This is a genomic window from Rhizobium sp. P32RR-XVIII (assembly GCF_012641395.1).
In the GTDB taxonomy this organism is placed as follows: domain Bacteria; phylum Pseudomonadota; class Alphaproteobacteria; order Rhizobiales; family Rhizobiaceae; genus Rhizobium.
Genome location: NZ_JABAIH010000001.1, coordinates 232,547 through 245,572, shown reverse-complemented (window position 1 = coordinate 245,572; position 13,026 = coordinate 232,547). Strand labels below are relative to the sequence as shown.

The following is a 13,026-nucleotide window of genomic DNA, read 5'->3' as shown; positions in this document are numbered from 1 at the left end:
GTTCGTCGAGGATTCTCACCGTGAAGGCGTCGCTAGGCGCGGCGTCTGCCTTTTGTTTTCCAAGGCCGAGGATCGGTATTGCGCTTCGCGCTGCGCATTACGATCTCCTTTTCCGATGCAAAATTCCTCTTGATTATTGCCGTAAACATCTCGTCCTCTTTCATTCCAAGAGAGTAAAGCTCCCGTTCACGGCTTTCTTCGTCGGCTAGATAGTCGATGAACTTCTCCACTCGATCTAAGCGAGTGGTTATACGCTCAAGTCTCTCACCTTTTGAGAAGAGGTCGTATTCTTTTCGCGCGGCTTCAACGAGATAGTTGCTGACCTGCTCACTGAAGATACCGCAGTCTGTGCAGACAAGGTCTAGATAAGTGAAATAATACGCAAGATCCCGTACCATGTAGAGACCATAGTTCGTAATTTTGACACTATCCAAATCATCAGCGTATCTGTCGAGACGATTGTTCGACTCAACGAAACCATGCTTTAGAAGCACATCAAGATTGCTTGCAAAGTCATCTGCCATATTGAACGTATTGACAAAGTAGGCTTTCAATTCGGCGGCTGACATATAGGCCGGCATCGAGCGCTCGACGTTCTTTGCAAGCTTACGCAGGATCCGAAGCGCGGTGAAATGCGAACCGTGCCTTGTGTGTCGAACCTGAAACGCATTGGGTATGTCACTGAGATTTTCATCGTAGAAGTAACGGTTCGGAATCATCACCGGCTTGATGATCTGATGGATCTTGAACGTCCAGCTACCGCTAGCGAGCATCTCGTCTACGTTTGTATATCCCGACAGCAAAAAACTCCGAAACAGATCCAGTGACAAGCGAATGTCTCCGTGTGCACACGCCGTGAGAAAGCCGTTCAACGGTGATTTATCATTCCCAAACTCCGCAGAAAGAATCGAAAGATATTTTACGCAGTCATCGACAAGCTGCCCACTAACTTCCGACGCGAGAAGCCCCCGACGACGGCTCTTATCGCTCAAGAGCATATTTGTATAGCTCAACCGCTTTTTGAAGACGGTCGAAGGCTTAGGGGAGCTGATATGAAAGCCCGAATTTTGAAATGCGTCTAAGAGGCCGTGGATCTTCGAGTTATGGAAGCGCTCTTCTCGCATCGAGATGAGAGTTACGCAAAATAGGAGGTTGCTAATCTCCTGCGAAGAGGTGAAACAAAAATCCTGCGTCTCCGATGCGTATTGATCAGTATTGTCAACAACGACAATGACGCCCTTGGAACGACCAGACCAATAATCTGCAAGTCGTTTCGCGCAGTATGGTTTGTCATTCTTCCAACTTGCTACAAGCGCATTCAACCGCATATTATAGGCTTCGGACTTAATGTTCAGTCCAGCCAGATCCTGCCTCTTTGCAATTTCGAACCTGTCCGAGAACAAACCCGACAGGAGCTTATCTCTGGGTAGGTCTAAAACTCCATCGCGATCCAGCCCGGTCACCAAAGAGTCCCAGATCGTTTCACGTATTACCGAAACGTCCTCGGGCACCTTCAATAGGTCCACAATAGCGATCACCGAGTGCTCCCGTAGCCATGGTGGCGGATTATGCTTCAGCAGCCTCTTTATAAACGTTGATTTTCCTGCGCCCTTACCTCCGAATAGGACCAAGACCTCGCCTTGCCTATGCCTCTTAATGTTTTTGGTAAGTCGGCCGCCAAGTTGCCCACCCCTGCCTGTTTCGTCCAACTGGCTAACACCGTAGCTCTTGAAATAGGGCGTGAGGCTATCTTCGATTAGCACCGTAATGCCATCCGACATGTTGGCGTAGTCCCGCTGCGAGACATAGCACCGGTCCATAAACTCTGTGTCACCGTCGCCAATCACGCCAAAGTAGTGGTTAACAACCGGCCGAAGCGTACCCGCCAGCCTGTTTGCCGTGATCGTATGAGAGTATGATGGAATCTTTTCCTTGGGAAAGAAGATAAGCCTATCCTTGGGCGGGGCACTCGACAGTGCCTCATGCAAGGACGACCGTTCAAAGATCGAGGTAAATGAGAATGTGTTTTGCGCCTTCGTGAAATCCTTCTCGAAGAACTGGATATTTCTGATCACGAACGCCTGAAGATTCTCGAAGCGCTTTCCTTTTTCAAACGTCTTGAAGAATACCCACTCATGGCCGTTTGTTATAGCTGCAAATTCGCATCCTGTATCAAAGCAATAGTTTCGGACTTGATCCATAGCAGCACGAATATTTTCGTCGGTTCGCAGCTTGGCAATTGAGAGATAGCCATAGTTCTCCTTCGAGACATAAGGTGCGGGCAGGTCGAAATAGACGCCCTCTTTCTTCGCCTCGATAAACAAAAGATCGTCGCCATTCGTCTTCTTCAGGATATAGTCGGCATATCCTGGAGAAATATGTTCTTCCACAGCGACTCTATTCTTTGGCCAGGAAAATACGTCGTGTAGGATTACATCGATAATTTTATGACGGGTCTCTGCTTCATTTTTATCTCGCCCTTGAAGATTCAACAACAGCTTCTGAACGGCAACTAATGTATCAGTATCTTTCAAAACCTAACGTCCTTCAAACGAACCTTAAGGGAATCGCGCGGCTCTGAAGCTTGCAGTTACTTCTGCTGATAAGTCAACTCTTGGCTGTGATTCTTGGGGCTAAAGGCCATGACTGGCGTCTAAGACACAGGTGGAGTCTGACTGCGGCGCCTCTCTATTCCTTATCAGCGCATTGAAGCGGGTCTGAAGTGACTGCGTTCACCGGCTAGCGTGGTTCTACGACAACGTCTCCAAATGATCGCCCCCGGACGAACGTATTTCGAACACGCACCGATTTGAACATGTACAGAACCCACAGACCGGCAGCGACGAAAGGGGTGACAGCAGCAGCAATTTCAGCCTGTCCATAAAGCTGGTCGACCGAAACTCCCAAAGATAAAGACACCACTAGAGCGTCAAGGGTTAGATATACTGGAATGGCTAGCCATTGGTACAAAAACAACTTTGGGAACAGGCGGCTCTTCCGATACATCGCGATCAAGGTGACAACCTGCAAGGCAAGATAGGCAAACGTCAACGCGCCTTCTCCATAGGACGCCACTTGTGCCCCAGGAACCGACCCATATTGATCGTACGCTTTCGCAGTCTCGGCAACACCTGCAAGCGTTTTAATGGGTGCTACGGTTTGACCGATCATCGGCAGGATCAGCCACCCACCAAACCCTGCAGGTTCGCCCGTAGCTGTTGCGACCTTGTTTCGCGATGAGAATACTAGCCAACCAATACCTCCGAAAATAACAAGTACTATCAGCCAATGCCAAATTGAGAACGATCCCATTAGATACCCCCCTAACGCCCACATCATAAATACCCGCATGAAGTGAAACCGTCTACACCCGCATCCCGTTCTGGCAGATCACACCGCTCTTTAGCCGGTGACCGCGGAATCAAGGAAGTCTCACAAGAAGACGACTTGGCGACCGTGCTCAGCGAGCGTGTAGCGCTGTCGCTGGCTGTGTCTCCTACTGGCATAGTGGCAGAGCCTCCCTCCATAGGGTAGACCTCAGGGGCACCAGAAACCGTTTAAGACATCCACAAAACGTCTCGCCTCGTCGGCGTCCATTGTCGGTCCCTCCCATAGGGGCGAGAACTCCTGCGTGTTGGAATGAAGGAAAACCGAACCGTTCTCAATATCGATGATCGCCCAAGAGCCGTCATCGTTCTCACTGAGAATGAAGAGTTTGTCGCGCATCGTCGGCTTTCTGGTTAAGCTAAGGGCTTCGTTAAGCAGAGCCTGTAAGTGCCCTCGCAGGGCCAGGTAGACTCGTCCTCAGTGAATCCCTCAGCCTCCAGTGGGACACCGATGGTAAACAGATTGATCACAATCTCGGGTGTAGCCTTAAGGGCCCTTGGGTGATCCATGATGGCAGCTTTAGTTTCGTCTAGGCGGCTCATGAACGGTCGATTCCCGCAGCAGTGAAATAGCCTTCAAGTTCATCCTCTAGCTCACTACAGAGTTGTTCGTATTCCGCGATGAGCTTCTTAGGGTCTCCTTCTGCGCGAAGCTTGTCGCGGAACCTAAGGGCATCCGCATAGCTCTCGACAAGCTCGGCCCACCAATGGGCGGTCTTGGCATGGCAACGGAGATGTGGACGGCGCACCAGAAGGGACGCTAAGCCGTACCGGAATTTGTCGAAGTGTCTGTGTTCCATCTCCCAGAACCATTGCAAGCACACCTTAGCGCCGCAACGAAATTGTTGATAGATATTTCGATATTCTGAAGCAAATGCCAGAACGGTTGGCCTTACATTAGCAGAATCTGATATCTTGTCGAAGGGATGAAGATGCCTTCAAAATGCGTCCCGGCACGGACGCTTGGGGGAACCATGCTAACCTGTCAACAGATGCTTGGAGGAATACCCTTAGCTTCCGGCAGGGGCGTTGCATTCTGCATACTGTTCGCTGCTGCAAACGCCATTTTTTCTCTCAATACAGAATCTCGGTCTGACTCCTCTGTTCTAACTACTAAGTTGCGAATGGTTTGTGGTCGCTCCGATGTCGTCTGGAACTACATTGTAAGCGTAATGGGCGAAAAAAAAGCTATCGTGAACTACAGCAACCCTGGCAAGCAAGGCGAAACGATCCGTCACTTCTTGCTGTACGGCGACAATAGCTGGGTCCTGATTTACGACTTTTTTCGACGGGGGCGTCCAAGTAAGGAAGACCAAGCCTGTATCGTCGCCAGCGGCACCCAAAAAACAGCCTATGAAGGGACCGACTTGCTGGTCGATAACCTTCCTCAAGATTGGATCGGTGAGAGGCCAAACGACGTTCCTCCGCCCGAACTTGACCGAATACCTCACTAGCTGCGACCTCGGAATGTTTGATAGAAATTTCTGAGCGACCCATCGGATATACAGCACGCGCGGCACCCCCGGGCACCCCCTTCGATCCAACGCACGACAGCCTAAGCATTTGATGTGACGACGATTTTCTCTCTTCCATTGCCATTCGAATGATGCTTAATTGTCCGCATGGGAGGTCAAATATGTTCGAAAAAGTGGGGCACTATGACACTCCTGACATCTCCTGAAGACCCATCTGACGAAGGCGTCACCCTAAGGGTGGACCTAACCGGCGTCCTCGCCTGTCTCTTTGTCATAGTTCTTATCACATGCGCCATAATCGGGTACGGCGACAGGAACCCGGTAGACGACGTGGCTCAGCCAATCGGACCAAAAGCTCATAGTCAGAGCGCGGCAGGTAGCGAGACCAGCGGCAATATCTAGTTCGCACGGCTACCACTGGGTTCCCTGCGTGCGACCCCTGACCAGCTACCTTACGCTCTTGAGATATTCATTGGTCTGCTTTCGATAATATTGTCCAGCCCTTCTACGGATCGCCATCCTCAGGCGCACGTTGGGATTTACCAAGCGCGCCTAGTGGTTACCTTCCATGTCTATTCTGGAGTTTCCGTTTTGGGTATCGAATAGCAGTAGCGGTTCATTCGACTGGAAGAAGGACAGGTCTCATCGAAGAACGCACCCTTCGCCTCCATGCAATAGCGGAAGAGTTGGAACCCATCTTCAGTGTATTGGTTCGCGATTCGATCGATCTGTTCGCCCGTTGTGATGTTCGGATCGTTCTCGACTTGTCTTTGTAGGCGGTGGCCTTCTACCCTATCCCTCTCCGCGTCGTTGAGCATACATTGCGCATAGATTTGCCGGAGGCGCGGATCATCACCGCGTTGATAGTCCTCGGCTTGTGTCGCAGTCGTTAGAGCAGGGATTGCCAGCAGTAAGGCGAGTGTGGCCGGAAAAATGAATTGTGACACGTACTGGCTCCGGCTTCGAAAAGTATCGACTACCCGCGCAGTGACGTACGCGGACGTGGGTTAGCAACCTCCCGACCTCCTCAGGCACCATGTACGATTTCAGGCTGACGAGCCACAGCGAATTTGTAGCTCACGAGCCACATCCGCCTCGGCATAACGTTAGATAGCCTCTGGTTCTCCCTCAGACCGTGGCAGCAGCGTGATTAGATCCGTTCGGCAGCCCTTTTCCACCGCTGAGGCTGGGTGCGCTCCTGCCCATGCCTCCTTCACTTAAGGCACCTAGCGTCTGGCTATTCCCCGCGTGGTGCCTTCCCATGCCTTCCCCACTTAGGCAACGAAGCCGGTACGTCTCAAATGTAGACTTTTGGGACGGCAGCTGTTGACGTGTCTCAATTGCGTCTCTAAACCAACGTCTACATTCACTCTTAGACATTTGGAGACACTCGTGATCATTGGATATGCCCGCGTAAGTTCGACCGGACAGGACCACTCTTTACAGATCGTGAGGCTACAAGCTGCAGGGGCCGAGAAGGTCTATCAGGAGAAGCAGTCGGGGCTCGACCGCGATCGACCGGAGCTAGCCAAGGCCTTGGAGTTTGCGCGGGAAGGCGACGTGCTAGTTATTACCAAGCTCGACCGGCTCGCACGTTCAGCAGCTCATCTCCACCAGATTGTTGAAACCCTCGACAGGAAGGGCGTCGGGTTCCGTGTCCTGGATGACGCTTCCCTCGATACGACCACCCGCACGGGAAAGTTGGTCTTTGGCATTCTCGCTTCCATAGCTGAGTTTGAGACGGCACTGAGGAAAGAGCGCCAGATGGAGGGGATTGCCAAAGCGAAAGCCGAGGGGAAGACAGGCGGGAGACCGAAGACCGTGGACGAGGAAAGGATAAGGACCCTGAAGGGGGAAGGACTTACGGTCCCGCAGATCGTGAAAGAGACGGGTATCAGCAGGGCGGCGGTTTATCGAGCGTTGTCGGAATAAGGTGACCACGAGGACTATGGGACAGATACGGGCTGGGGCGCGCACGAGCAACGGAACGGGAGCAAGGTTGCAGTGCCGTCGATTTCCCATAGGTACCCCACTAGCCCGACCAGACGATTTGTCGATTAATTGAATAGGGCCACCACTAGGGGAAGACGGGCTTGCATTAAGTCTCCCGACGGAAATACCCCCTATACTAGCATGGCCGGACAGCCCGGTTTGGATTGGGCCTATAGTAGCACGCCCCAGCATCCGTTGAGGTGGCGTGTCGGAATTGGGGCCACAGTAGCACCACCCAGCGCCGCCCAAATGCTACGTACAAATGCCACCGCAGTAGCATGACCCAGCGTCCCTAAATGCTGCTGACGGAATACCCTTCACACTAGCAATACCATCCCGCACTTCTCTCAAGCCGCCCTGTTGTCTGTAGACATCCGGTGAATGTCCTCCTTTCCGGTTCCACTGGACTGGCTCCGACAGGGCGGCTTTGAAGAACTGCGGTTCCACGTAAGGGTGACCACTGGAGGGATGCAGCGCCGGAATGTCTGAGCGCCTGTGTCCTCATCAATGTCTTTCCAGCCGACAGGCACCCCCCAAGACGACATCAGACACCCCTGAGGCGGCTTCACGGCTGACCCCTCAAGGCATGTTTTTTCGAGCCGACAAACCAGCAATCCAATAGTGACAGGACCACATGACATCATATCGTGAATGGCTGGAAGGCCACAGAGCAGTCGCTGAGGCTCGGGGCGGCAAGCCCATCAGGCCACCGGCAGCCGAAGAGGAGCGGCGTTACAAGAGAGCCGAGGCAGAAGGCCGAGAACATCTTCGAGATTATCGAGGACGGAGACCGGGAGAAATCGTCAATCCGATCACCGGGGAAATCGCAACCGGATGCCTGACAAGCGCAAAACTCGCTAACGCTTCGGGGATGACATCACCCAAGCTCACTGACCACATGGAGGCTCTCGGATTGGTTCATCGCGTCTTGGCTTGGAAGTCAGTCTCGATGGTCTGCGCTCCTGAGCTTCGAAAGCCCCAATACTACCACAAGCCCGAAGCCAGCCGGTGGGCGGTGGAGAATGGCTACTGCATCCCCATCAAGATAACCCGCTCGATTGGCTTTGAGACGCAGCGTCTTGAGATGCTCTTGGTAACGCCGGAGGGGCAGCGATACATCACCCAAAGGACCGTTAAGAAGGCTGGGAAGGTGGGACATGTCGTCGGACAGCTACTTGAGCAAGGACGGTCTCAAGCCGAGATCGTGGAGTTGACCGGGTATTCTAAACAACTTGTGAACTACCACACTAAAAAGCTGCAGAAGGCAGCGTAGGTCTGCAACTTCCACTCTGGTAAAAATTCCATAGATAAGGGAACCTTAAGGGATACCTTCGGTACCGGAGACACATGGACCGAGGTTGCACCTCCAGACCGAGGACGGACCAAAGTCCTCCCCTCTGATCATCTTCCACCTTTATCTTCTCCCTCGGGCATAAATGATCATCGCACCTTAGAGCGTGGCCCGAGGGCTGCATAAAGGGGGATGTTAAGCGAAGGAGGCTTCGCCTCTCCGACATCTCCTCTGTCTTGTGTCTTCTCACCCTAGGTCCACCCCGAAGGCTGTGTGTCTTCACCACGAAGTGGCACCGAAAGGTCACACCTTAAGAGAGACCTAAAATACCCACCTAATCGAAAGAATGGAAAGCCGATGGCCCGAGCGCCATTTGACTACGACTTACATATTCAAGGCGTCGATAATGCAATCGACCGGGAGACGTTCGAGGCTGAGACCCCAGCCCTTAAGGTCCGGAGGTCTACCACCAAATCCACCGACAAGCGCCGCAGGGATAACGCCCAACGAGCCGGACAGGGCGACCGCACGGATTGGAAGCTCCACCTATATGTCGATCCTCAAAGAGGCTTTCGGCTTGTTCCCGATGCTCAACTCAGCGTGGCAAAGAAGCTGGCCCGCGCCAAGTCCCTCAAGGCGGCTGCCACTCGCCGGACGAGGATAAGAGACGAGAGAGGCGTGGTCTTAAACCCAAGGCCCACTGATGGAGACGCGGCCTGGAGGTCTGAGCTGGCGCTATCGAGCGGCATCCGGTGGGACTTCACCCTGCATTTCAGCGACCATGACGACAAGGAAGCCGCAGGTCTCGACTATCTTTTCCGATATGGCACCGCACGGCCCGATACGTCGGATGCTCATAGGCTGACCCGGCAGCGCACCTATCGGCCCCTCGGCTGGTACTCGAAATAACTGACACTCCGGCCATCGCCGGGATCACCTGAAATAGACCGCGGCTAGAGCGCCGTTGATGCTGGATGGACCCCGATTGTCTGCCCGGTCGTTTCGTCGCGTCCCTGCCATAGTCCCTGTCCGAATGACTGCACATAGAAAGGAACTAACGACCATGAACATGCACTGTAGCCCCAAGGAAGCAACCCAACGGACTATAGCCGAGAGCGCTGACAATTACCCGCACGTCGTCCTGAGATGGGACCTGAGCGGGCCCGATGGATTGCCGAGGGCAACACGCATCATTGAATGTCGAAATCACATCCAGTGGATCATCCAACGCCGCAAGGGAGCTAGGTGGCGCTCGCAGTCATTTTGTCGCCGGAGGACTAGCCTCGAACGCCACCTGCCCGAGCACGCTACTGCAATCGCGAGCACGCTTCCAAAAACCATCCCTCAAAGGCGATCATCTCCAAAAGCGGATTAACTCCATTAAAACATATATTTAGGTTCTATAAACCCCTTGAATGCTCCATGGTTTGGTCATAGCCTGACCGGCAACAGGAGGAGAGGACAATGGCTGTCAGGGCACGAGGAAAAGGCTATCAGGTCGATTTCATGCTCGCCGGTAGCCGTTACCGACCCCCGGTCTTTGGTTCCGAGGAGGCAGCAATCAAATGGGAGGTTGAAGCGCGTACTGCGCTCAGGGTCGGACGGAAACTTCCAGACCTTCCTCCCATTGCGGAGACCTTGCAGGAGGGCACCATTGGGAATGCCCTTAAGCAAGCCAAAGAGAAACGTTGGGCCTATAAGCGTGGCTCGTCCCGCACCGTCCTGAACGCCGAACTCTTCGTTGCGTGGGCGGGCCCGAAGCAGAAGGCGTCCACCGCTCTTTGCGAAGACAGCATCCACAAATTCATTCGCTATCTGCTTGATCAGAGGAGAGTGTGCGGATCGACGGTCAATCGCTATCTGTCCGCAATTTCGGTCCTCATAAGATATGCGAGGTTGGAGCGGCCAGCGTTACCTCGGTTTCTCGACGGCCGCGCCCGCTATCGTTTCTTCTCCGATGAAGAAGTAGACCTCGTCATTCAAACATTGACTTTGTGGGGCCGACCACGGGAATGCGATCTGTTTGTTTTTTGGGTGGACACAGGCGCTCGTCCTTACGCGGAAGCTTGCCGGCTTCGTTGGGAATACGTCGGCGATCGCAAGGTCACCTTCGTCGACACCAAGAATGGGGATGATCGGACCCTGCCGTTGACGCCAAGGGCTTGGGAAGCACTCGAGCGGCAGAGGATGGCTGCCTTGGGGAACGATGGCCCTTGGACAGACATCCAGCAATGGCAGATGGTCGATCTGTGGCGCAACATCCGAGCTCACATTCCCGCGCTCAGAGATACCGTCGTCTACACTGCTCGCCACACCTGCGCATCCCGGCAGGTTATTAAAGGGGTCGATCTCCTGCGGGTCATGAAATGGATGGGCCACAGAACATATCAGACGACGCTTGGTTACGCCCACCTCGCGCCAAATCACCTAATCGACAATCTTCGTGCGCTAGAAAAATAAGGACGCTGACACGTGGGGTCTTTTGTTTACACCATCAGGAGATTATGCCCGCCGGCGGCTGCCACTTCGAGCGCGCGCTTGGCGCTCTCCTGGCCCTTGATGTCGGCAAGGTCCGGCAGGTTGGCCGCATTGGCGCGGATAGAAGGCTCCGGTCGCGAAAGCACCTGCGTTCCCCGGAAATGATTGGCAAGCGCGATCAGGCTCCGCGGTGCGAGGATGTCGAGATCGGCGCCTGCCCATGCGGCTTCCGCGCCGCTCTCAGCCGGGCATATCAGGCCCTTTCCCATAGCGTTGGCGCCGATCGCCGCCGGGAGAGCGCCGGAAACCGGCGCAATCGTGCCGTCGAGATTGAGTTCGCCAAGCACGACGAAATCGGCCAGCGCATCCGCCGGTATGGCCCCAAGCGCCGCCATCAGGCCGAGCGCGATCGGCAGGTCGAAGTGGCTGCCTTCCTTCGGCAGATCGGCAGGCGCGAGATTGACCGTTACTCTCTTTGCCGGTAGCGCGAGACCGGAAGCATGGAGTGCCGCCTGCACACGCTCGCGGCTTTCCGCCACGGCCTTGTCGGGCAACCCGACGATCTGCATTCCCACTTTACCGGGAGCGACCATCACCTGGACCTCCACAGGTACGCCTTCAATCCCTTGAAATGCAACCGTACTGACGCGCGCGACCATGCCCCATCCCCTGCCCGCAACCTTTACGCCTGTTTTGCGGCTTGTTATCGCCACAGATTGCAATCTTACATAGAAGAAAGAATAAAACAAGAACAATAAAAGAACGGATTCACGTACTCGTTGCAGCCGGGTTGCAGCGAGTACGCAGAGCGCGAACGAAAGGGAACAGAAGCCGGAACGGTCAGGCGCGCTTGCGCTCGATGGCATCCCAAAGGAGGCTTGCGATATCGGCACCGCCGAACTTGCGGACCTCCCGGAGTCCCGTCGGAGAGGTGACGTTGATCTCGGTCAGATAGTCGCCAATGACATCGATCCCGACAAGCAGGAAGCCGCGTTCTCTCAATGCCGGGCCGATGCGCCTGCAGATTTCCGTTTCGCGGGCCGTCAGTTCGGTGGCTTCCGCGCGGCCGCCGACATGCATATTGGAGCGGCTGTCGTGCTCGGCCGGCACCCGGTTGATGGCGCCCACCGGCTCGCCGTCGACGAGGATGATGCGCTTGTCGCCCTTGCGGACATCCGGCAGATATTGCTGGGCGATGAAGGGCTCGCGGAAGAGCTGGCCGAACATTTCGAGCAGTGAGGAAAGGTTGCGGTCGTCCCTGGTCGAGTGGAAAACGCCGGCGCCGCCATTGCCGTAGAGCGGCTTCAGAATGATGTCGCCCATCTCCTCGCGGAAGCGGCGGATCTCCTCCGCATCCTTGGTGATCAGCGTCTTCGGCATGAGATCGGCAAATTCGGTAACGAAAATCTTCTCCGGCGAATTGCGCACCCAGGCCGGATCGTTGACGACAAGCGTCTTCGGATGGATGCGCTCCAGGAGGTGCGTGGAGGTAATGTAGGCCATGTCGAAGGGCGGGTCCTGGCGGAGCAGCACCACATCCATGGTCGAAAGATCGACACGCTCGGGGGCGCCGAGTTCGAAATGGTCGCCCTTCACGTCGCGCAGCAGCATCGGCTCAACGGAGGCGTAGAGCTTGCCGTCACGGAAGCTCAGCCGCTCGGGCGTATAATGGAAAAGCTTGTAGCCGCGCGTTTGCGCCTCGAGGCTCATGGCGAAGGTGGAATCGCCCGCGATATTGATACCCGCGACATGGTCCATCTGGACCGCTACGTTCTTGATCTTGGCCATTTCCGTCCCTCATTGAGTGCCGGACAGATGTAGGTCTCAAGCAGAGCAAACGCAACGGCCAATCAATGACGTCAGGCCACTCAAGCCTAGGATTTGTCAGGCCGCGAGGCCCTGCTGTTCGCCGTTTCGTAGGAGGTTGCGAAGACGGTAGAGGATCGCAACCGGCTTCGGGAACGGCTTGCGAAGGAAGGCGACCTTCCGCACGTAGTTGTCCACCCGCCAGCTTGCCCATGTGCCGCCTGCGAAGAAGGCGACGTCGCCGGCGCGCAGCATCCGCTCGGTTCCATCTTCCACGGTGACATGCACTTCGCCTTCGAGGATCATCACCGTCTCGTCCCAGCCGAAGAACCAGCGGAATTCGCCCGCGGTGCAGTCCCAGATCGCCGTCACTGATGCGTCGTCATGGCCGCGGGAATGTTCCGCGGTACGCGCCTGCGGGTCGCCGGCCACGACCCAATCCGGGTTGATCGGCGTCGATTTCATCGGCAGGCGATCGCTGGAATGCGCAACGAAGTTCTTGCCCCGCGCCGGCACAACGACCTGCGGTACGGAACGCGCCGCCATCGCGACCGCGCTTGCGAGCATCAACTTCCAGGCCATGCACAACCCCCTAATT

The 13,026-nt window shown here is 55.0% G+C and carries 11 protein-coding genes and 1 pseudogene; 5 read left to right on the top strand and 7 right to left on the bottom strand.

All coding sequences use genetic code 11. The features are described from left to right. Positions 1 to 32: 32 nt before the first annotated feature. The 3 genes from HGP14_RS01250 to HGP14_RS01240 all read right to left on the bottom strand — a co-directional run bounded on the left by HGP14_RS01250 (position 33) and on the right by HGP14_RS01240 (position 3,726). Positions 33 to 2,534: a hypothetical protein gene (locus tag HGP14_RS01250; RefSeq protein ID WP_168828031.1), complete on the bottom strand. Its 2,502-nt coding sequence runs from the start codon at positions 2,532 to 2,534 to the stop codon at positions 33 to 35. Between the two features lie 205 nt (positions 2,535 to 2,739). Next, complete coding sequence (locus HGP14_RS01245; RefSeq protein ID WP_168828030.1) at positions 2,740 to 3,312, bottom strand: DUF2569 family protein; 573 nt, start codon at positions 3,310 to 3,312, stop codon at positions 2,740 to 2,742. A gap of 225 nt (positions 3,313 to 3,537) precedes the next feature. Beyond that, positions 3,538 to 3,726 (bottom strand): hypothetical protein, encoded by a 189-nt coding sequence (locus tag HGP14_RS01240; RefSeq protein WP_168828029.1) that lies wholly within the window; start codon positions 3,724 to 3,726, stop codon positions 3,538 to 3,540. An 832-nt stretch (positions 3,727 to 4,558) separates the two neighbouring features. Here HGP14_RS01240 and HGP14_RS01235 point away from each other — a divergent pair. After that, entirely contained in the window at positions 4,559 to 4,840 is a 282-nt protein-coding gene (locus HGP14_RS01235; RefSeq protein ID WP_168828028.1) for a hypothetical protein, read from the top strand. Positions 4,841 to 5,433: 593 nt separating this feature from the next. On the opposite strand, the gene HGP14_RS01230 is transcribed toward HGP14_RS01235, so the two are convergent. Next, positions 5,434 to 5,808 carry a hypothetical protein gene (locus tag HGP14_RS01230; RefSeq protein ID WP_168828027.1) on the bottom strand — a complete coding sequence of 125 codons (375 nt, stop codon included), beginning with the start codon at positions 5,806 to 5,808 and terminating at the stop codon, positions 5,434 to 5,436. A 445-nt stretch (positions 5,809 to 6,253) separates the two neighbouring features. Here HGP14_RS01230 and HGP14_RS01225 point away from each other — a divergent pair, with 445 nt between their 5' ends. The 4 genes from HGP14_RS01225 (at position 6,254) to HGP14_RS01210 (ending at position 10,604) form a co-directional block, all read left to right on the top strand. Then, a complete protein-coding gene (locus HGP14_RS01225; RefSeq protein WP_168828026.1) occupies positions 6,254 to 6,793 on the top strand; it encodes a recombinase family protein in 540 nt (179 codons plus the stop codon). 694 nt (positions 6,794 to 7,487) lie between these two features. Then, positions 7,488 to 8,126 (top strand): hypothetical protein, encoded by a 639-nt coding sequence (locus HGP14_RS01220; protein ID WP_168828025.1) that lies wholly within the window; start codon positions 7,488 to 7,490, stop codon positions 8,124 to 8,126. Positions 8,127 to 8,501: 375 nt separating this feature from the next. Then, complete coding sequence (locus HGP14_RS01215; RefSeq protein WP_168828024.1) at positions 8,502 to 9,053, top strand: hypothetical protein; 552 nt, start codon at positions 8,502 to 8,504, stop codon at positions 9,051 to 9,053. A gap of 555 nt (positions 9,054 to 9,608) precedes the next feature. Next, complete coding sequence (locus HGP14_RS01210) at positions 9,609 to 10,604, top strand: site-specific integrase (RefSeq protein WP_168828023.1); 996 nt, start codon at positions 9,609 to 9,611, stop codon at positions 10,602 to 10,604. 29 nt (positions 10,605 to 10,633) lie between these two features. Here the strand turns inward: HGP14_RS01210 and HGP14_RS01205 are convergent. The 3 genes and pseudogenes from HGP14_RS01205 to HGP14_RS01195 all read right to left on the bottom strand — a co-directional run. Then, positions 10,634 to 11,281, bottom strand: a pseudogene (locus HGP14_RS01205) (magnesium chelatase domain-containing protein); the annotation flags it as partial. Between the two features lie 181 nt (positions 11,282 to 11,462). Then, positions 11,463 to 12,410 (bottom strand): glutathione synthase, encoded by a 948-nt coding sequence (gshB, locus tag HGP14_RS01200; protein ID WP_168828022.1) that lies wholly within the window; start codon positions 12,408 to 12,410, stop codon positions 11,463 to 11,465. Positions 12,411 to 12,506: 96 nt separating this feature from the next. Beyond that, on the bottom strand, positions 12,507 to 13,010 hold the full coding sequence (locus HGP14_RS01195; protein ID WP_168828021.1) for a cupin domain-containing protein: 504 nt from the start codon (positions 13,008 to 13,010) through the stop codon (positions 12,507 to 12,509). Positions 13,011 to 13,026 lie beyond the last annotated feature (16 nt).